The 18025-nt window shown below is 64.3% G+C and carries 19 protein-coding genes; 10 read left to right on the forward strand and 9 right to left on the reverse strand.

Annotation, left to right across the window (positions count from 1 at the left end; all coding sequences use genetic code 11):
• Window positions 1-28: 28 nt before the first annotated feature.
• From ACSQ9A_RS37325 to ACSQ9A_RS37355, 7 genes are all read right to left on the reverse strand, one after another.
• Window positions 29-1444 (reverse strand): hypothetical protein, encoded by a 1416-nt coding sequence (locus ACSQ9A_RS37325; RefSeq protein ID WP_436307790.1) that lies wholly within the window; start codon window positions 1442-1444, stop codon window positions 29-31.
• 151 nt (window positions 1445-1595) lie between these two features.
• Window positions 1596-3539, reverse strand: a complete 1944-nt coding sequence (locus ACSQ9A_RS37330; RefSeq protein ID WP_436307791.1) for a DNA primase — start codon at window positions 3537-3539, stop codon at window positions 1596-1598.
• Between the two features lie 9 nt (window positions 3540-3548).
• A complete protein-coding gene (locus tag ACSQ9A_RS37335) occupies window positions 3549-3770 on the reverse strand; it encodes a hypothetical protein (RefSeq protein ID WP_436307792.1) in 222 nt (73 codons plus the stop codon).
• Window positions 3767-5098: an RNA-guided endonuclease InsQ/TnpB family protein gene (locus tag ACSQ9A_RS37340; RefSeq protein WP_436307793.1), complete on the reverse strand. Its 1332-nt coding sequence runs from the start codon at window positions 5096-5098 to the stop codon at window positions 3767-3769. The genes ACSQ9A_RS37335 and ACSQ9A_RS37340 overlap by 4 nt, the downstream gene beginning before the upstream one ends.
• 92 nt (window positions 5099-5190) lie before the next feature.
• Window positions 5191-5568, reverse strand: a complete 378-nt coding sequence (locus tag ACSQ9A_RS37345; RefSeq protein WP_436307794.1) for a hypothetical protein — start codon at window positions 5566-5568, stop codon at window positions 5191-5193.
• A gap of 85 nt (window positions 5569-5653) precedes the next feature.
• Window positions 5654-6457: a hypothetical protein gene (locus ACSQ9A_RS37350; protein ID WP_436307795.1), complete on the reverse strand. Its 804-nt coding sequence runs from the start codon at window positions 6455-6457 to the stop codon at window positions 5654-5656.
• A gap of 7 nt (window positions 6458-6464) precedes the next feature.
• Entirely contained in the window at window positions 6465-8861 is a 2397-nt protein-coding gene (locus tag ACSQ9A_RS37355) for an AAA family ATPase (RefSeq protein WP_436307796.1), read from the reverse strand.
• 538 nt (window positions 8862-9399) lie between these two features.
• Here ACSQ9A_RS37355 and ACSQ9A_RS37360 point away from each other — a divergent pair.
• Genes ACSQ9A_RS37360 through ACSQ9A_RS37395 form a run of 8 tightly spaced genes read left to right on the forward strand, consistent with a single transcriptional unit; the run spans window position 9400 to window position 14949 of the window.
• Complete coding sequence (locus ACSQ9A_RS37360; RefSeq protein ID WP_436307797.1) at window positions 9400-10503, forward strand: hypothetical protein; 1104 nt, start codon at window positions 9400-9402, stop codon at window positions 10501-10503.
• Complete coding sequence (locus tag ACSQ9A_RS37365) at window positions 10496-10921, forward strand: hypothetical protein (protein ID WP_436307798.1); 426 nt, start codon at window positions 10496-10498, stop codon at window positions 10919-10921. The genes ACSQ9A_RS37360 and ACSQ9A_RS37365 overlap by 8 nt, the downstream gene beginning before the upstream one ends.
• 19 nt (window positions 10922-10940) lie before the next feature.
• On the forward strand, window positions 10941-11507 hold the full coding sequence (locus tag ACSQ9A_RS37370) for a hypothetical protein (RefSeq protein WP_436307799.1): 567 nt from the start codon (window positions 10941-10943) through the stop codon (window positions 11505-11507).
• Window positions 11500-12459 carry a hypothetical protein gene (locus ACSQ9A_RS37375; RefSeq protein ID WP_436307800.1) on the forward strand — a complete coding sequence of 320 codons (960 nt, stop codon included), beginning with the start codon at window positions 11500-11502 and terminating at the stop codon, window positions 12457-12459. Before ACSQ9A_RS37370 ends, ACSQ9A_RS37375 begins: the two co-directional genes overlap by 8 nt.
• Before the next feature lie 5 nt (window positions 12460-12464).
• Window positions 12465-13379, forward strand: a complete 915-nt coding sequence (locus ACSQ9A_RS37380; protein ID WP_436307801.1) for a hypothetical protein — start codon at window positions 12465-12467, stop codon at window positions 13377-13379.
• A 24-nt stretch (window positions 13380-13403) separates the two neighbouring features.
• A complete protein-coding gene (locus ACSQ9A_RS37385; RefSeq protein WP_436307802.1) occupies window positions 13404-14114 on the forward strand; it encodes a hypothetical protein in 711 nt (236 codons plus the stop codon).
• A gap of 11 nt (window positions 14115-14125) precedes the next feature.
• Window positions 14126-14533 (forward strand): hypothetical protein, encoded by a 408-nt coding sequence (locus ACSQ9A_RS37390; protein WP_436307803.1) that lies wholly within the window; start codon window positions 14126-14128, stop codon window positions 14531-14533.
• Window positions 14530-14949 carry a hypothetical protein gene (locus tag ACSQ9A_RS37395; RefSeq protein WP_436307804.1) on the forward strand — a complete coding sequence of 140 codons (420 nt, stop codon included), beginning with the start codon at window positions 14530-14532 and terminating at the stop codon, window positions 14947-14949. The genes ACSQ9A_RS37390 and ACSQ9A_RS37395 overlap by 4 nt, the downstream gene beginning before the upstream one ends.
• 28 nt (window positions 14950-14977) lie before the next feature.
• On the opposite strand, the gene ACSQ9A_RS37400 is transcribed toward ACSQ9A_RS37395, so the two are convergent.
• Together ACSQ9A_RS37400 and ACSQ9A_RS37405 are read right to left on the reverse strand one after the other, a co-directional pair.
• Complete coding sequence (locus tag ACSQ9A_RS37400) at window positions 14978-15364, reverse strand: hypothetical protein (RefSeq protein WP_436307805.1); 387 nt, start codon at window positions 15362-15364, stop codon at window positions 14978-14980.
• 257 nt (window positions 15365-15621) lie between these two features.
• Window positions 15622-16332 carry a hypothetical protein gene (locus tag ACSQ9A_RS37405; RefSeq protein ID WP_436307806.1) on the reverse strand — a complete coding sequence of 237 codons (711 nt, stop codon included), beginning with the start codon at window positions 16330-16332 and terminating at the stop codon, window positions 15622-15624.
• 155 nt (window positions 16333-16487) lie between these two features.
• On the opposite strand from ACSQ9A_RS37405, the gene ACSQ9A_RS37410 reads away from it, so the two are divergent.
• Entirely contained in the window at window positions 16488-16955 is a 468-nt protein-coding gene (locus ACSQ9A_RS37410; protein ID WP_436307807.1) for a hypothetical protein, read from the forward strand.
• Window positions 16956-16992: 37 nt separating this feature from the next.
• Window positions 16993-18012 carry a hypothetical protein gene (locus ACSQ9A_RS37415; RefSeq protein WP_436307808.1) on the forward strand — a complete coding sequence of 340 codons (1020 nt, stop codon included), beginning with the start codon at window positions 16993-16995 and terminating at the stop codon, window positions 18010-18012.
• Window positions 18013-18025: the final 13 nt, after the last annotated feature.

Here is an 18025-nt window from a genome sequence, read left to right on the forward strand (position 1 = left end):
CCTCGCCTCGGCCCATCAACCGCCTGCGTCAATCCACTGACGCAACCCTGTTGCGCTTCAGACTTGAAACCGCCCCCTGAACTAGCACGTTCGTCGAGAGATTGGCAATTTCCCACCTACGCGAACGCAGTTCTTCGAATCCAATGCCAATCGACCGCTCATGGGAGCCTTCGTTGTCGAGAGACACACAGCGGCCAAAATCCTTACTGAAAGCCGGCGTGTCATGTCCGTTGATCAAAAGTTCGATGCTCTTCACACATAGGCCGTCCGAGCCTGTTTTGGAAAGGACGAGCCACTTGATGTCTCCCGCGGTAGAGACACCGTCGAGGAGAAGGTCGTATGTATAGACCGAATTCCTCTCGAAATCGTCGCCGCCCCAGAGTGTGCTCGGCGTAGTTGCTGTCGCCAGATTCTGCACGGCTCCGTAGTCAAGCCAAGTCTCATTCCCTTCGTTCAGACTCACCAGAACTGAGTCGTCGGTGCCGGCGTCTTCGACGTCAGCCGTAGTGATCCGAATTTGTGCCCGCAGAATGGGAGCTTGTTCAGTTTCAGGCCCGGTGACACGGATCCCTGTTGCGTTGTCGGGTCCGATGTCATCGTCGAAAAAATTCGGATCGTCGGAAGAGAACGTTGAGGCGACCTCATTCACTCGGGTAGCACGGTAGTACACAGTCCCCGAATAAGGGCCGATTACCCGGATTGAAGAGGCTGTCCCTGCGCCGACCCGCCAGCTGTTGAGGTTGGCTTCGCTGCTTGTGAAGCGCGTGCATTCACCGGTAAAGTTCGTCCCTGAATATAGGTACACGCCATCATCGCGGCCATTGCAAACAGCGTGTCTCGGTGTCACGCGAATTGATTTTGTGTTGTCATTAAACGCGTTCCCAAGATCTCGAGCAGAGCGTCCTTCTGAGCGAAACGCCGGCCCTACCTGATTTTCGGTTCGGAAGAGCGCGGCGCTCCATAAGCCAATCATACTCATCGAACTTGCTACATCCGATTGAATATAAGTTTCGTCGAGGCGAGCATCGCCTCGGAACTTAGTGCATCGGCCATTGTGGTTGCGGTGTTCGTGCAGATACACACCGACTCGTCCATCACAATTGGTTTTTAAAACCCGCAGGGAAGAAGCGGTAGCGAGGCCGATTCGGTTATTGTGCAGAGAGGAATCGGACCTGGTGAAAACGCTCCTCCGTCCGGAAAACTCCGCATTCCGGTAAAGGATTGCGACGCGATCGCCGACTATCCTGATAGATCGTGCGGCATCATTCCCAACCCATGTACCCGTGAGATTGCTGACGCTTTGGTCGAAAGCAGAGCATCGGCCCTGATAGTCCATGCCGCTGTACATCAGCACGACGCTCGGAGGAGGGGGATCGCACCCAAACGCATTGGCTTGAAGGGGGTGCCAGAGCGCGAGGAGAACAATCAGGACAAGCGGTTTCATCACAAATCCTCCAACGATCATCGGATGGACTGGCAGTACCGGAGCGCGTAGGTTGAGGTTAGAAGAAACCTCGGGGCACTTCAACGTGCAAATGGTGCGGTTTCAAGGGGCGGGGCTGGGGCTGGGGGCTCGGCAAAAGCAGTGCTAGCACCTATCGAAGTTCCCGCAGCTCGCGAATGTAGTCGGTTGTGGAGAGCTGGCCACTCGCGCGCTGGGCCTTGAGTTCGGCGCGAACCTGCTCCTTGCGGTGTCCCTCGAAGAGGTCCGCATGGGAGAGGAGGGCGTCGCGGGCGAAGAGCCATTCGGGAGTGCCTTCGGCGGCCCGCTGTGCCGGCATGGCATCGTCCAGGCCGTCGAGATCCTTCTGCAGGCGCAACTCGGCCGGGTCTTCTCGATCCAGGAGCTCGATGATGGACTCCCGAACCTGCAGCGCGATCTCCGGCGCCAGGCGCACGGCGTCACGTAGCTTGGCCACGATGGAGCTTTCGGCGGCGCCGATCACCGGCGTGCGGGCGGGTGCGGTCATCGCTGGCCGACGGAAGCCGTTCGAGGCCCCACCCGCAGCGCTTGGCTGGGCCGTCCGCGGCTCGCCGCCGGTCAGCGTCTGCTGGAACATCTTCCAGTACTCCCTCGCCAGCGTCTGATCCCCGGTCATGAGCTTGAGGATCTGCTGGAAGCGCTGCTGAAAGCGGGCCCGTTGCTCCGGAGTCTTTGCGCCGCCACATTCCTCCAGGAGCTGGTCGCGCAGGAAGAACGAGAGCGACTTGGCGGAGGACTCGACCAGGGCGTCGAAAGCCTCGCGGCCCTGGGTCCGGACGAACTCGTCCGGATCTTGGCCGTCGGGAAGCGTCAGGATGCGAATGTCGTGGTTGGCGCGAACCAGCGGCAGGACCGTCTCTGCTGCCTTGCGTGCCGCTTTCTGGCCGGCGGCGTCCCCGTCGAACACGAAGATCACGCATTCCGTGAAGCGCAGGAGCGTCTGCAACTGGCTCTCGGTCATTGCCGTGCCCATCGAGGCCACGGCGTTCTCGACGCCGTACTGGGCGAGCATGACCACGTCCATGTAGCCCTCGACCACGTGCACGCGCTTCGTGCGCCGGATCGCCTCACGTGCCTCGAACAGGCCGTAGAGGACGTGGCTCTTGTGGAAGATCGGCGTCTCGGCGCTGTTCAGGTACTTGGCGGCGTTGCTCTCCTCGGAAAGCCTGCGGCCACCAAAGGCAACGATCTTTCCGGCGGTATCGCGGACAGGAAAGATCAGCCGGGCGCGGAAGGTGTCGTAGTAGCTGGTGGGTGCCGTGGTCGTGGGCTTGACCGATGGCGCGGCCGCCGGCGCCGCGCCGCGCGGGAAGCCGAAGGGGCGAGGTTTGCCGGCCGCCGGCGCCACCGGAGGCTCAGACTCGCGATTTTCCCTGGGCCGGATCAGGTCGACCGCTGCCAGCGTCGTTGCGGCGTCCTGGCTGCCGGCGGTGAAGGTGTCGCTCGGCCAGGCCAGGCCCTTCAGCGTGTCCCAGCCTTCGGGAGCGAGGCCGATGCGGAACCGCTCGATGGTGGTCTGGTGAATGCCGCGCTTCACGTGCACGTAGCGCGCGCTGTCCGCCTGGAAGCCGGCGGCGTCTGGCCGCGCTCGGATCAAATCGAGTCCGCCGGCGAGCTCGTGAGAGTAGCGGTCGGCTGCGATGTCCATGGCGAGGTGCATGGCCTTGCGGACGTCCGGAGCTGGGCGGCGGGACGCCGGTGCGCTCGGGTCCGGCGCGGGGATTGCGACGCCTGCTGACTGCGCCATGTCCTCGATGGTTTCGCGGAAGGACATGCCCTCCATCTCCATGAGGAACTGGACGGCGTCGCCGTGCGCGCCGCAGCCGAAGCAGTGGTAGCTCTGGCGCGTAGGCGTGACGGTGAACGAAGGCGAGCGCTCGGTATGGAAGGGGCACAGGCCCTTGAAGAGCGCACCGCCGGCGCGCTTCAGCTCAACGTGGCGGCCGACGACTTCGATGATGTCGACGCGCTGCTTGATCTGATCGATGACCGAGGCTGGAATGTCCCCGCCGCCTCTACCGGCCTGCGGCCGCTCGGGCGCCTCGTTGCTCAGCATCCCGCCACCTCAGCAAGCCACCTGCGCGTAGACCGCCTGGTGATGAACGATGTCCGAAGGTGCCAGCACGCGGCCGGGAAAGAGCTTGCCGTCGAACGACCATCGCGCCCCGTCCCCGCCCTCGATGAAGTCGTGGATGGGGCGATCGCACAGCGTGCCGATGCGCGGGCCGGCGCGACGCGTGCGCAATTTGGCAAGGATGGTCGCGGCGGAGCGCAGCCGATCGTTCATTTGACATCCTCCTCGCCCGGAAGGACGAGAATTCCTGCTGATGCGTGCTGCGCGTTACGCACGGCCTGCCTCACGGTGGGTTCCTGCTTCGCAGGGGCTGCACGATTCGTCCTTGCGGACGCTGCGCGTCTGACCACCCCTCCACAGGCATCGGGATTCGTTGAAGAAGCCCAGACCGCGTGCCCCGCGGCCAGAATGTTTTTTGCGGCATTGATGTCCGCATGCTCTGAGTGGCCGCAGGCCACGCAGGCGAAGAGCGCCTGGTTCTGCCTGTTCTCGAGGGCCTCGTGTCTACAGACGCGGCACGTGCGGCTCGTGTAGGCCGGATCGACTCGCACCAGGGCGCCACCCATGGCAGCCAGCTTGTACTCGAGTTGGCGGGCGAACTCGCCCCAGGCCTGGTCCAGGATTGCACGGTTCAGCCCAGCCTTCTGACGGACCTTCTTGCCCGGCCTCTGGGCGCAGCCGCGCGCCGAGGCGCTCATCGCAGCAATGCGCAGGTCCTCGATCACGATCAGGGGATGCTCGGCCGCCAGGCCGCTGGTGAGCTTGTGCAGCCAGTCGTTGCGTTGTTGCGCGATGCGTTTGTGTAGCGCGCGCAGCTTCACAACCGCCTTCTTGCGGTTGCACGAGTCCTTGACCTTGCGGCTGACGCTGCGTTGGTAGCGCCGCAGGCGCCGCTGCTGTGCCTTCAGCGCCGCGAGCGGCTCGATGAGTCGCCCATCTGAAAGGCCAGCGAAGTTGGCGACGCCCAGGTCGATGCCGAGTTTCGGCTCGACCTCCGCCGCCGGCAGCACCCCGGGCTGCAGCGTCTGGATCGCCACATACCAGCGGTCCCCCTCTCGGGTGACGCTGGCATTGCGCAGCTCGCCCGCGACCTGTCGGCTCATGTGCATGCGCACCCAGCCGAGCTTTGGAAGCTGGAGGCGCGCATTGAGCGCGTCCAGCTTGAATTGCTTGCGGTCCGGAAAGCGAATGCCGGGCTCGTCACCCCGCTTCTTGAAGCGAGGGTAGCTGGGTTTCTTGCCGGCCTTCACATTCGCGAAGAAGGTCTGGAACGCTTTGTCCAGTCGCTTCAGGACCTGCTGCTGGGAATGCACCGGCCCTTCACGTAGCCAGGACGTCGGTGGCGCGTTGCGCCAGGCCGTGAGCCAACCGCACATGCTCGCGTAGCCGGCGTATTTCTCGGCGCGCTCGCGGCGAGCCTGCTGTTCGGCCAACGCCCTGTTCCAGATCCACCGCAACATCCCTGCATAGCGGTCCAGCGAATGCTCCTGAGCGATGCGAGGGCGAAGTTGGAAACGAAAGGTTCGAAGAACGTCAGGCATGCGAGAACAAGTATGAGGAAGCCGAAGGGCTCTGCGCAAGGTCGTAGCGGAGAAATTCATTCCAGAGCCTGCCCAACGCGCCGACGATCTGATCAGCCGCCAAGCCGATCGTTTAGCGGCTCGAGATCGGCCGGGCCTTCGTCGGCCTGGCCGAGCTCGGGCGCGCGAATCCTGATCCCCGCGGCGCGCGCGGAGGCGATCACCGGCTCGATGCCGGCGAGAGCGATTTCATGCAGCGCCTGACCTTTCTCGAATGCAGTCTCGCCGGGGGGCCGGATCGATGCCTCGACGGGATCGAACTCGCCCTCGTACGCAAAGTCGAGTTCCGCCACCCCTTGCGCGACAGCAGCTTGAAGGTCGGCGAGCAGCGAGTGCTGGCGCCTGAGAACAGCTGCGCCGTCCGAATCGCCATCGGCACCCACGGATGTGGCGACGATCGCTCCCAAGCGCGTCGCGATCAGCTGGCTCAAAGGTGTGTGAGGTTCGAGAGTTGATTGCATGGTGCGGTTTCTATTCCTGCGCCAGTCTACTGACACGAACCCCGATTCCGATAGGTCAACCTCCGGAATGAAACCTTTCCGACTCATGGTCAGAGACCATTTCTGCGTCGACTGTGGAATCCTCCAGCCATCCGAGCAGATCGAGGTCGGCGCCGAGTTCGGATATGAGGCCCATGCGCGCGGCGGCGAGCGAGCCGGGGTCGTAGTCGGGCAGGCGCGACTTGGCGTGTGCCAGGCCGCGGGCGAGGAATTCTTGAACGGGTTCGCGGAAGCCGACGTAGGCGAGTTTCTTCCCGCTGGCGGGCACCGCGAACGCCGCGCTCTCGCACGGTGGAACGCCGAGTGATTGCGCCACTGCCAGCGATGCGCCGTTCGTGGCGCGCGCCTGGATGTTGACGAAGGTCGGGATGGGCTCTCCGGCGAGCGCCTGGTGGGCCAGGCATTCCGCGACGGCGCAGTAGGCAAGCATTCGGCCGAGCTCGGCGCCGCGATGGGCTGCTCCGACGCCGTAGCTGACGTTGATGCCCCGTGTTCCGTCCCTGGCTCGAATGGGGCCTCCCCAACCGCTCGCGACTATGAGGGAATCGGATCCGGCCGAGCCCGCCACAGGGAGGAGGGCGTCGACGCGCATCATCGAGCCGTCAAACCGCCAGCCCACTCTTGCCATGACCGCCCCGATATTCGGTCCGACCAGGTCATCGTATGCAGACCGGCCGGCACCGACCTCGCCTCGAGCGAAGGGCAGGTCGAATGTGGCGAACGGCGCGAGCACGACCCTTGCGCCGGTAGCACGATCTGCCAGAAGTGGCGCAGATGGAAGGCTCGGCTTTGAACCCCGGCGCATGAGCGTCTCGTCCATGGCGCCGTCAGCCCTTCGGGCGATCCTCGTCCGCGCAGGCGGTTTCGAGGTTGCGCACCGTCTCGGCCACCTTCTCGGCCACTCGCTCCACGAGCGTGGTGTTGCGGGCGGGCAGCTTCGTTGCGGCGATCTTGCGCAGTTCCGCGTCGTCGCCGTAGATCCAGAGGCCTTCGCGCGCGCGGCTCGCACCCGTCAGGAACATGCTCGCGTTGATGAACGAGGGCTGGCCAGGCGTCATGACCAGCATCACGTCCTTGTACTCGCTGCCCTGGCTCATGTGCACGGTCGCGGCGTAGCTGTGCTGTAGATCCTTGGTGGCGTCACCGGGGAACTGGATGAAGCGGCCGTCGTCGAGCTTGATCACCAGGTACTGGGCGCCACGGTGCTTTGGATCGCTGTGGGGCTGGAACCGGGTGATGGTCCCGGTATCGCCGTTGACGACGCGCACGTCCAGGCCGTCCTCGTCTTGGCCGAGCGTCATGTTGTCGCGGATCACGATCCGGTCGTTGACGTGCAGGGACGCCGTGCCGGGGATCTTCACTGCGTGAGGATTGATCAGGTCGCGTAGACGTGCGTTCGCATAGTCGGTGCACCAGCTCGGCTCGTCGGCGGCGCCGTTGCGGCGAGACATCAGGAGAACAACGTTCTCGATCCCGTTGGCCTGGACGCGCTCGACGTACTTGGCGGCGACGGTCTCGAAGTAGCTCTCCGCCGACGGCAGGCCATGGGAGAACGTGACGCCTTCGCCATCCTGGCAGTCGAGCGAGTACTGGCGGATCTGGTTCACCGTCTCCAGGATGGCACCAGAGTTGCGCTTCGTGGCGGTCAGGTGGTGGTGGTCGACGCCGGGCAGCCGCAGGATGTCGCTCAGCACCCGGCCGGCGCCGATCGATGGCAACTGTCCGGCCAGGCCGTCAACGCCAGGGTCGCCCAGGATGATCAGGTGCGCGTCGTCGCGCAGCGCCGCGGTGGCCGCTTCGAAAAGCGTCAACGGCGGCATCGTGCCTTCGTCGACTACCAGGATCTGGCAGGCGAGGGGCTCGTTGCGATTGACGGCGAAGCCCCCTTCGGGGCTTCCCTTGAGCAGCGAGTGCATCGTCGATGCCGAGTACCCGTTGCGCTCGACGCGGGCGGAAAGCACCTTGGATGCCTTGCCGGTCGGGGCGGAGAACGCCCAGTCCTTGTGGGACATCATGGCGCTGAAGACCTCCATGATGGCGGTCTTGCCGCAGCCCGGGCCGGCGGTCACGACGTGCAGGCGCGACTCGCTGGTTGCGATGCCGTAGAGCGCCTTCATCTGGTCCTCGTCGAGCTTGTAGCCGAGCAGACGCTGGCTCACCTCGAGGGCCTTGGCGCGGAACTGCTCATAGGTGCGCTTCACCAGGAGGGGCTTGCCCGACACCAGCATTCCGTGCAGGTCCTCGGCGAGGCGGACTTCGGCGTCAAAGAGCTTGGCCGGGTAGATGCGCCGATTGCCGCGATCGTCTTCTTCGATCCTGAGGTCGCCGCTGTCCGTGGCGTACTCGATCAGTGTCTCGAGTGAGATCATCGGCTCGGTCTTGGCGAGCCGGTTGCGCAGCTGCGGCTCGCTCACGTACACGTGGCCGGACGAGTCGCACTCTTCGGTGACGAGGTACGAGGCGAGGGCAGTCAGGCGCACGGCCGCATCGCGTGGAATGTTCAAGGCCTTGCCGATCGCGTCAGCGCTCTGGAATTCATAGCCCGGGATCGTCCGCATGGGACTGTAGGGATCCTTCGCCAGGAGCGCCGCAGCCACCTCGGTGATCGGGCGCTCCTTGTCGTCGAGTTCCTTCGCCTGGGCGAACAGAGTCATCGCCAGCAGCTTGAGCGACGCGGCCTTCAGCTCGCGCAGAGCCCCGAACTTGGTGGCGAGCATCCGCTCGATGTACGGGATCTCGGGCGAGTCGCCGAGCGGACGCGGGCTGTCGGCATCGTCGGGCGGTGCGTTCTTGTCGCCGAATGTGGTCTTCCGGTTGGATACCGATTCGAAGGTGACCGTCCACGGTTCATTGACCAGCTTGAGACGCAACGCCTCCAGGCCCTCGTCGCCGCCTTCGTCCTTGACCTGGTTCAGGTACTTCTCGGCCAGCTTCTTCCCGATGTTCGTGAAGTTCGCTGCGATGAAGCGCGCCATGGAGGGCACGTCTGGCTTGATGTGGGGCTCGAAGCTCACAACGTCGAGCTGGACGCCATGGCTCGGGTGGACCTTCATGCGACCCGTGAGCGCGTACTCGAGCCCCTCTTTCAGGTGCGCGACGGCCGACCCGGTGATCTTCAGCGATTCCCGCTCCTGGGTGTCCATCGAGCCGACAGCCCAGTCGCCGTAGATCGCGACGCTCTTGACGATACCAACGTGTGTCTCGTCCGGAGAAGGTTTGCTCACGCCGCCAAAGCCCAAGGGCAGTGGAGCTTCGGCGCCGGCGGCCGCGGCCTTGAAGCCGAAGCCGAAAGTGGCTTGAGCGGGGGCGGCTGCGGCGGCCGGGGCTGGGGTGGCGGCGTCGTCAGGCGTCGCGGGCGCAGCGGGGATCCGGCCGAATGAAAGAGGGCGGAAGGCGGTGGCTGGAGCCGGGACGGCAGCAATGGGCGCCGGAGCCGGCGCTGAAGCGAGGACGGGGGGCGGGGCAGGCGTGAGCCGGAGAACGGAAGCAGGCGCCGCGGCACGCGCAGGGGCTACAGGTGCGGCGCGGCGAAACGGGGCGAAACGCAGCACCGCAGGCGCTGGTGCGGGAGGGCGGGCCTGCGCAATTTGTTCCGCATCGAGGGGCACGCTTGCTGACGTCATCGCCATGTGAAAGGCTCCAAAAACAAACAAAAGATTAGTTCGTAGCATAAGCATAATGCGGCGATAGACGTGTGATGTTTTCGCCGTCCATAGAACCAGCATCTATGCCACCCGAATCGAACGACAGGCTGAGCACAACATGACCACCTCAGGTACCGAACGGCGCGACCCGCGCATCGAGCGCGTCATTCGCGCGGCGGAGCAACATGGAACGAACTCCGAGCCCGACCACGAGGTTGGCGATCTGCAGGACTTGCTGCGGTCTGCCTGGTCGCTCATGTCGCCTGACCAGCGAGACCAGCTCATGGCAGCTGCCGAAACCTTGAATGTGCTGCAGCATGGCGACGACTTTGTGGAAGTCGCGGAGCTGCGCGCCTGCCTGCTGAGAGAAGACGGCTTGCACCGGGTTCTCATCGAAGTCACACGAGACGGAGAGGAAACGGAACCGCGAATCACGTCGTTCAAGGTTTTCGATGCCGTCCAGTCCGAGGTCGACTGGCGGGCTGTTGGATTCGACCCGTCGGAGCTGAAGCTCCTGGCCGGGCGCCTAGACGAAGATCTGCTCCAGGCCTCCTACTATGAGCAGGTTGAAGTCGTTCCCGCCTGGGTCTCAACGATCGACTGGGACCTGGAACGGGACGAACTCACGAGATCCGTTCGTGTCCAGGGCGACAAGCGCATCTTCCAGCCATCGCGCTGGCTCAATGCATCAGAGCGCCTCGACTGCCAGGCCCCGCCGGTGGGCATTGAAGTCTGGCGGGAAGAACCGCTCCTGGTGGTGATGGAGCTGTCGCCAACTCTGGGGCGAGCTATGCCCCGTTGGGCCGAGCTTGCTCTGAACGCGGCGGCTATCGCTCAGCTCCGAGAAGGTGAATCCGTGGCGCTTGGCGGTACAGACTTGCCCGTGCGAGCGGGGGGAGCTGCCAAGGGCAAACTTCCCTCGACGCATCTCAGCGCCCCTGGGCTTGAGGTGATCGGCTTCGGTCAAGAAGTTCAGCTGCGCGGATTGAACGCGGAAGGGTGGCCGATGAGCGGGGCGCGCGTTCCGCTGCGCCTTTTCTTGCAATGGGCTGGCGAGCGCCACGCTGGTGAAACGCTCTTCGTTTCAGGGGAAGGTCAACTCCTCAACGACCTCGATGAATTCGCTCGACACTACCTCTGGGTAGACGAGTACCACCGAAGCCTTTCGCCCGCGTTCGTCGAGCCGGAAAGCGAGTTCGATGGGGAGCGTCCCCGTGGCTAAGTCCTGGCAAGAAATCGACAGGGCCTTGAAGGGCCAGCGCGCCGGGCTACGAATCCTGATGCAGCGTGGTGGCATTGCCATGGTCAAGTACCGCTACATCGGCGAGTACATCAGCGCCGAACTGCTCGACGCGGCGGGCAAGCCCTGCGCGACGCCCGGACAGAAGTACGCCGATAACCTGCGCCACATCGCCGTCTCCCAACTGGATGCGAATCCGGGCGGTGCCGAGCTTTGGCAGCGCTCCGCCGGTACTCTGGAGTGGATTCTGGACGGCGACGTGACCATCTCACGCCGCAATTACCCCGGCAGCGACCACGACCTGGTGATTGGTCAGGACCTGCGCGAGCTTGCGGCCTGCCCGAGTCCTGAGGAGGATCAACCCGAAGCCGAGGCCGAGCGGCCGCGGATGTACGCCTGAAGAGAAAGCGAACCCCAGCATGAATCCCAACTACAACGCCGCTCGCGACAGCGTGCTCGCCGCGACCATCGCCGCCCTCGGCAAGTCGGCGCCGGAACCCGGAACGCCACGTTACGGGCACCTCCAGTTGCAGATTGCCGTCCTGATGGAGGATGGCAAGGACGACAACCCACGGTTCCTCTCCGGCCAGGTGCGTGACGCCCTGATCGAGGCGATCGCAGAGGACCGCCGCCAAGCGGATGACTTCGTGGACATCGTCATGAACGGTCACCACGGACTTGCCTACGCCAGCGACGAGCATGTGATCTTGCATGCCTTGGAGCTGTCGTACGAGGATATCGTTGCCGCGGGGAGCGAGGCGCGCTCGATCGTTCCGCTGGACCTGAGCCTGCTGGAAGAGCTCTCGGGTCCGCAGGCAGTCGACACGGTTCTTCGTGGCTGGTTTGATCCGCAAAACCCGGGTCTTGGTCTACTGGGCAGCCTCAACGCGGAGTTGACGCGTCGGGGAATGCCCAACCCGTTAGCGGGCGCGATCGCCGAAATGCTCCCCGAGGTGGACGCCGCCGAGGAGGCCGCACGTGGCTGAGCGAGGCGGTTCGATCGACGCCCTGAGGAAGGCGGTCGAGTTCGCGCACTACCTGGCCAAGGATGCCGAGGAGCTGCTCGAAGCGGTGAATGAACGCGATGCGCTCCTCGTGAAGATCGAGGAGGGCGAAGAGATCGACGAGGCGACCCTCCAGCAAGCGAACGAGGCCGTGCTCGAATTCACTCGAGGACTTCGCTCGGGGATCCACGAGTTCCGAAAGAGGGCCGACCGCCTTGCGCCAGATGCAGACGCAAGCGCCCCGCCGGCGGCCGCGCCAACCCCAGTGGTTGCCGCGGCGTCGGAGCCACCAGCCCCGACCGGTTTGCGCGAGGTGCCCGACTACGTCCCGGCGACCCAGCAAGGCGAGGGGCTCGTGACCTATTGGCTTTGGTATGGGGATGAATGCGTGGGCTCGAAGCGAATGCCGATGGGAACGGGCGCGGTCGACGTCCGGAACGCCGCCGCGAACGAGGCAGTCATATTCTGCGATCGGGCCAATGGTGAAATCCCGTCCGAGCGCAGGAACCAGATCTTTCATGCGACCGTCAGGGTCTACGACGACCTGGCGGTCCAGGAGCAGATGCGCCGCGAGCGCCCGTTCGAGGGTCGTGGCTTGTTTCCGAACGAGCTGCCCTTCCTGGAGCTGACCTTCCGCAGCCCATTGGCCGGTGCTGGCGCCGCGGCGCACATTGGTGACGTCACGGTCGGTCTTCAGGACGTGGCCTTCGGCGAGGGGCTAGAGCTGAGCGCATGGCCCCGCGACGACTCTCAGCGCCTTGTGCGCATTGAGAGCGCCGACCGCGAAGCACTGGGCCGTGCCGAGGTGGCGATGAAGGCATGTCTCGTCGAACGCGATGCCGAGTTGGTGGCCGAATTCGGCGTCGGCTACGTCCGAAGCGAAGGTCTTGTCCATTCCGAACCCGAACCTGAAACCGAGCGCCCACGGGGCTGACAAAGATGATGTTGAGTAAAGAAGACCTTGCCCTGCAGCGCGCTGCCTACCGCAGTTTCTTGTCCGAAGTAGGGATCGTGACCGCGCGGTTCCAACTCGAGGTGGCAAACGACGGCGTGCACCAGGCATTCCATGCGGCTCTCGCGGACGCCTCCGGGCGTCTGGTTTCGATCAGCGAATGGAAGATGGGCGAATGGAAGATGGAGCTTCTTGCGAGGTTCCTGCGCGCCTGGGTCGACACCCACGTGCCCGGATGGGAAGCAGGCGATGGCGGCCGCAGCCAGTTCGACTGGGCGGTAGAAACCGACGCCCTCCAGCACCAGCACTTCGACAACGTGAAGTTCGAGCGCCGGCGCCTTCTGGCCGCCGCGTCCGACATGAACGAGTCGTCGAACATCCTGGCGGACAATGCGCGCACTGCGCTGCTGCTCGCCATGGGCGACCTGGCGCCGACCGACAAGTCGGCTCAGCAATACCTTCGCGACGGCGCCAGGACCGTGATCGACCAGACCCGGACCGATCAAGCGCGCTTCCTATCCGATGAGCAGCGCAACCTTCTCATCGAGGGCATCGCCGGGACCAGAGTCCGGCATGGCAGTGAGACTGAATGGATCACGGATGTCGTTTGGCACGGCTACATCGGCTACGAGCAGGCACCGGACATTGATCTCGTTCAGAAGCTCGCCACGGAGACGCTGGACGATGTCGTCGAAGGCATTGTTGGACCTTCGCGCATCACGTCTGGGAGCGAGCGTGAACAGAAGACGCGACAGGCGCTGGTCGACGCGTTGACGCTGCCGAAATGCCTCGAGGCCCTGAACGCTGTCGCTGAGGCCTGGGGCGAAGACATGCTCTTGTCCCTGCCCGAGGTTGATGAGGACGAGCCCGAAGTCGCGAGCAAGGAAGCTCCCACCGCGTGAATCGCCCCCATTTCAGGAGAAGCTATGCCCGTCCTCGTCAAGGCCGTCCGCGGCAAACCCTACGGCAAGACCTCCCGGTTTTGCCTTCAAATCGAAAGCGGCTATCGCGCTGGCCATGTGATGGAGCACTCCGGAGTCGAATCGCCAATGCATTGGCGCAGCCGTGCGGAGGCAGAGCAATGGGCACGGGATACGGGGTACACGGTCGGCGCGGCGGATCGCGCCGCGTCGACCAAGCTGCTGGTGAACCTCTTCGAAACCTTCAGCGACTTTCAGTTCGAAGATCGCGACATCAGCGGCGCCGTCCTGGTCGACGACCTCGGGCGCTGGCTGCGCGAGCACAAGGCCGAGGTGGCCTGCATGGCCGCGCCGAAGGCCGACCCTGGTGCACAGAAGCTCAAGGGCCTCTTCAGGATGTGCCGGGCGCTGCATACCGGCGACGCCGAGGTGAACGGCGGCGACCTGGTGGACATCTTCGGCGAGTGGCTGCGGGAGACGCAGGAGCTCATGCCGGGCTTCACCGGCGCGCCCTTTGTCCCGAGAGTAGCGAAGGCCCCTGACGGCACGGCATACTGGAGCGAGCGACACGGCTGGGGTGAGCTTGGCGATGCGACCGTCTACTTCGAGACCGCGCCGTGGGGCCTGACAACGGACGTCACGGCAGAGTGGGTGGACGCCGAGCTTGCCACTGAACTACTCGCGGAGGCGGAAGCCGAAGCGGCGCCGCGCGGCTGAGGGAGGGACGCATGCAGGCAAGCTTCGACCTCTTCGATGAACCGGTTCCTCTGACGCCGCCGATCGCGCCGATCCAGCGCGCGGCGCCCGGCTCGTCCGCGCCGCATGCGTTCGGCGCGCCGAAGACGCGGTCCATGTTTCGCGAGGAGCTGCAGGCCGCCAACGTGTCCACCGTGCTGTTCGATGTCCAGGCGGGGGAGGTGACGCGGGTATCGCAGTTCATCCCGGCTGGGAATCAATGCATCGGGCTCTACCCAGCACCTCTGAAGGCAGTGGGACAGGACATGCTGGTCGAGATGCAGTCGGGGTCCTGGAATGGCGTGATCGAATGGGACGTGGCCGCCGATCGGCCCAGGTATCTTCCCGTGCCTGGCGCGGACGACGACCAGGGGGAGCCGGCTGAAAGGCCCCACGCATGATGACGAGGACCCAACACGAAATCGAGGCGCTGCAGGAGCGTCTTGCTGAGTCCGGCATTGGCCGGACAAATCCTCGCACGCACTCTGCGGTCAGGGACTTCCAGGAAGGCGTCGACCTGGAAGAGTGCGCAGCGCGGGCTGTGCGGCATGAGGCAGCTGCTCGCGAAACCTGGATCACCACCTGGCTGGACCCCTGGGCCGCGCGCCATGGCTTGACCCGCGCTCAGGCGTTGTCAGTCGCCTTCGACGATTCGCCCTTCAATCCAGCCAATCCGTCTCGCGACCAGGTCACGCTGCGGGATGCGCACGCGTGGAACGGCCAAGAGCACAGCTTTGCCTCCTACCTGATGGGCGAGGGGCGCGATGTGGTGATTCAGGAAGCTGAGCCGGACGCTGCGCCGCGTCCGGCCGGCTGATCTGTCGGGCGAGCGCGCCCGGTCGAGATCAGCCTACGAAGGTTTCGTTCGGGGTCTTCGCCACCCACGCCAACCGGCCGTCACCTCCACGGCTAATCTCGACGTCTAGGCATCTGCTGCTGTCGTAGTGATGTCCGGTGAAGAAGATCCGAGAGTCGCGTAGGACAGCGCGGCTGAGCACGGTGACTGCCAACTGTTCACCGGTCGTGGTGTGAGGTAGCCTCGCGATGCTCTGAAGGGCGTAGCTTGAGTTGAACTCATCCCTTGTTCCTTCGAAAGTCTTGAAGTGTTCCTGCATTTCTCGCGTGTGGCGCTCTGAACGTTCGAGGTCGCTATCCACGTGCTTGGGGCTGCCTGTTTCATCGGTCATCTTCGATGTCCATTCATGTTGCTTCGGTCGAACGAAATCGACCATGGTTTGATGTGTTGCGCACGCCGGATCGTTCCGACCATGCAGCGGTTTCGTGAAGGAAATGACAAGCGGCAACGCGGGTCGAGCGCGGGCGCGATCGACTGGCTGCCTCTTGGTTCGCCGGCATAGGATTGCGCGAGTGGCTCGATTGCCTGGTGCGCTTTGAGGTGGCGAACGCGAAGAGGGCGCAACTATGCCAGAACGGCGCCGGCGGCGCAACGGCCTCCAGCGGCCGGCCGCTACCGGGCGTAGAGGACGGGCTACACGTCGCTCAAGCCGAACTGAATAGGCGAGCGAACGGCCAGGACGGCGCCGGGTGTGATGCTCCCCACTATCCGTCCTTCAGACGGCTGGCCATTCGCATCGCTCCGGATCGTGCGATGGAATGCCGTGAGCGCTGGAAGGGCCAGGCGTTGGTGCGGGCCAATGTCCCGACCGGCCACGGAGGCCTCGACGACGACGGGGCGGCCTATCGACGTGAGCTTGACAAAAATCTCGGGCTCGTCCCTCAGCGGTTTGTGCACGGCCTCGCCGCCGTTGTACTTGAAAAGCGCATCGGTGCCGTCGCACACCGTCTCAGCGGTCAGGCAGAACCACAAGGTGCCTTGGCGCGCCTTGACTTGCTGGCCAACAAAATAATGGTCCCACGCGGTTTCAATCTTCTCGCGCTCTTCAGATGTGAAGTGGTGGCCGTGCGTGGCGAGGAACCAAGCCTGGTGTTCCTGCAGCGACAGCGCTCGCAAGCCGTGGCGCTTGAAATAGCCCGGCTCTGGCTCCCTGGTGCAGTGATAGCCGACCACCTGCCGGGTTCGGAGATAGGCCTCGAGCTCCAGCTCGATCATCTGCACCTTCGGGTCCTTCAGCACGTCGTCGAGCCAACGACTCGCTTCGAACACAGCACGGCGTTCGAGCATCTGGGCCCTGAGCGGTGAGGGCAGCGATTCGACCGAATCGAGCTTCAGTGGAGCCATGCGGCAACTGTGCCACAGCCTCCCAAAGCTCGCTCGTGTGCGCGCCCGGAAAAATTCGAACGCGTTGCAGCAAGTAGCAAGGAGAATAGGCCGCGCAAGACTTCCTGCGCGAAGAAATAATAACCGCCCGAACAACGTAGAGGTGAGCCACACCCGTGACCAACGACCAATACACCGTCTTTGAAGCCGCCGCCAAGCCTTCCATGCAGCAAGCGATGGCTGCCATCTACGCCGAACTTCAGCGCCTGGGCGTCGAGTGCGACACCCCCTCCGACATCGATCACGACGTCGAGCGCGGCATCGGCATCGAGATCCACCACCCGGGCGCCGAGTGTGCGATCGGCGTCGAGTTCATGTTGACCGATGGCGACGCGCGTGCCTTCACGGCGGAGCAACGAGAGCCCGAGTGCGGCTTGCTCCTCAGCGTGATCGGCCCTGGCGGTGTCTTCCTCGGCGATTGGAGCCCGTACAACTACTCCGATGAGGTGGGAACGACGGACCCCGAAGAGATCGTCCGCCGCGTGGGATTGATGACCCCGGTGGACCTGGCCCGATCGATTCACGAACGAATCCTCGACTGGGCTGCGCGCGAGAGCGATCGCGCCGAGGCGCCACACGCCTGACCGCATTCATCCCAACTTCCACCAAGAAAGCTCGCCCGTGCCAGCACCCGTCCTACCCGTCGCCCCTGTCACCCCCTGGAGGATGTATGCCCACGTTTCGGATATCCCGGGGGCCGACTACAAGGGCATCGAAGTCGAGGCCATCGCCATCGAGAAGGACCCAGGAGGCAAGTACTTCTGCGCGCGGGTGATCTGCTGCCCCGAGGACGGTCCGCTGCGGATGTGCTCGGTCTATCTACGTGAGGAGGGCGGCGGCGCCCTTTGCATCGCCGACCTGCCCACCAAGGAAGAGGCGTTTGACTACGCCGCGAAGGTAAGCCAAGCGCGCGGCTGGCAGGTAAAGGGGACCATCTATGACCTCCGGATCCGCGAGGTGCCGGGCAAGGGCTACCTGGCCGATCCGCGTGAACCCGGCCGGTTCACCCTGGATCCGGCGAAGGCCGCCCTCTACCACTCGGCGATCGCCAAGGACGACCTGTTCGTCGGCGGTCCGGGGGAGCACGGCAGGTGGATGCCTTGGTTCGACGCGAGCAACCATTCCGTGGACCGAGCTTCAGAGAAAGACGCGCTGCTCAGCGGGGTGTTCGCTGCCGCGATGGTGGCCATGGGTCCGAGCGCGCCGCACGAAGGCTCAAGCGACGCGGTTCGCATGCGCGAAATGCTCAAGTCCGTCGTGGAGTGCAACCGGTCGGATCGCCTTGTGATTTTCGATGACGTCCAACGCTGCGTGATCCAGGAGACCCTGGACGAAGATCGGTTCGAGCTGTCAGGCCATGAATCGGATGAGGAGCTATGCGACCTCATCCTCTCGGCTGCGCCCGACGACTTGTTCAGGGAAATGGAGCCAGAGTTCGAGCTCGACCTCCTGAAGGCGTTCGCGAGCGAGTCCGGTACGGCGGCGATCAACACCGCAGCTGCCAACTCCCCGCTCGTGGTGAGCGTCGCGATGCTCCCTGCGATCCACCAGCGTCTGGAGCGGAATGGCATCGAAAGCCCATTTGCTCACCATTTCGCCGAGGAGGTCGAGCGTGAATCCGCGCCGGCCCCGCCCGCCTAGTTCACTGTGGAGG

It is taken from the genome of Variovorax sp. LjRoot290 (assembly GCF_964253985.1).
Classification (GTDB): domain Bacteria; phylum Pseudomonadota; class Gammaproteobacteria; order Burkholderiales; family Burkholderiaceae_C; genus Variovorax.

Bases quoted from the DNA above. Each gene is read 5' to 3' on its own strand.
- ACSQ9A_RS37325 (WP_436307790.1), bottom strand. From the start codon at position 1,444: ATGAAACCGCTTGTCCTGATTGTTCTCCTCGCGCTCTGGCACCCCCTT.
- ACSQ9A_RS37330 (WP_436307791.1), bottom strand. From the start codon at position 3,539: ATGCTGAGCAACGAGGCGCCCGAGCGGCCGCAGGCCGGTAGAGGCGGC.
- ACSQ9A_RS37335 (WP_436307792.1), bottom strand. From the start codon at position 3,770: ATGAACGATCGGCTGCGCTCCGCCGCGACCATCCTTGCCAAATTGCGC.
- ACSQ9A_RS37340 (WP_436307793.1), bottom strand. From the start codon at position 5,098: ATGCCTGACGTTCTTCGAACCTTTCGTTTCCAACTTCGCCCTCGCATC.
- ACSQ9A_RS37350 (WP_436307795.1), bottom strand. From the start codon at position 6,457: ATGGACGAGACGCTCATGCGCCGGGGTTCAAAGCCGAGCCTTCCATCT.
- ACSQ9A_RS37360 (WP_436307797.1), top strand. From the start codon at position 9,400: ATGACCACCTCAGGTACCGAACGGCGCGACCCGCGCATCGAGCGCGTC.
- ACSQ9A_RS37370 (WP_436307799.1), top strand. From the start codon at position 10,941: ATGAATCCCAACTACAACGCCGCTCGCGACAGCGTGCTCGCCGCGACC.
- ACSQ9A_RS37380 (WP_436307801.1), top strand. From the start codon at position 12,465: ATGATGTTGAGTAAAGAAGACCTTGCCCTGCAGCGCGCTGCCTACCGC.
- ACSQ9A_RS37385 (WP_436307802.1), top strand. From the start codon at position 13,404: ATGCCCGTCCTCGTCAAGGCCGTCCGCGGCAAACCCTACGGCAAGACC.
- ACSQ9A_RS37390 (WP_436307803.1), top strand. From the start codon at position 14,126: ATGCAGGCAAGCTTCGACCTCTTCGATGAACCGGTTCCTCTGACGCCG.
- ACSQ9A_RS37395 (WP_436307804.1), top strand. From the start codon at position 14,530: ATGATGACGAGGACCCAACACGAAATCGAGGCGCTGCAGGAGCGTCTT.
- ACSQ9A_RS37400 (WP_436307805.1), bottom strand. From the start codon at position 15,364: ATGGTCGATTTCGTTCGACCGAAGCAACATGAATGGACATCGAAGATG.
- ACSQ9A_RS37405 (WP_436307806.1), bottom strand. From the start codon at position 16,332: ATGGCTCCACTGAAGCTCGATTCGGTCGAATCGCTGCCCTCACCGCTC.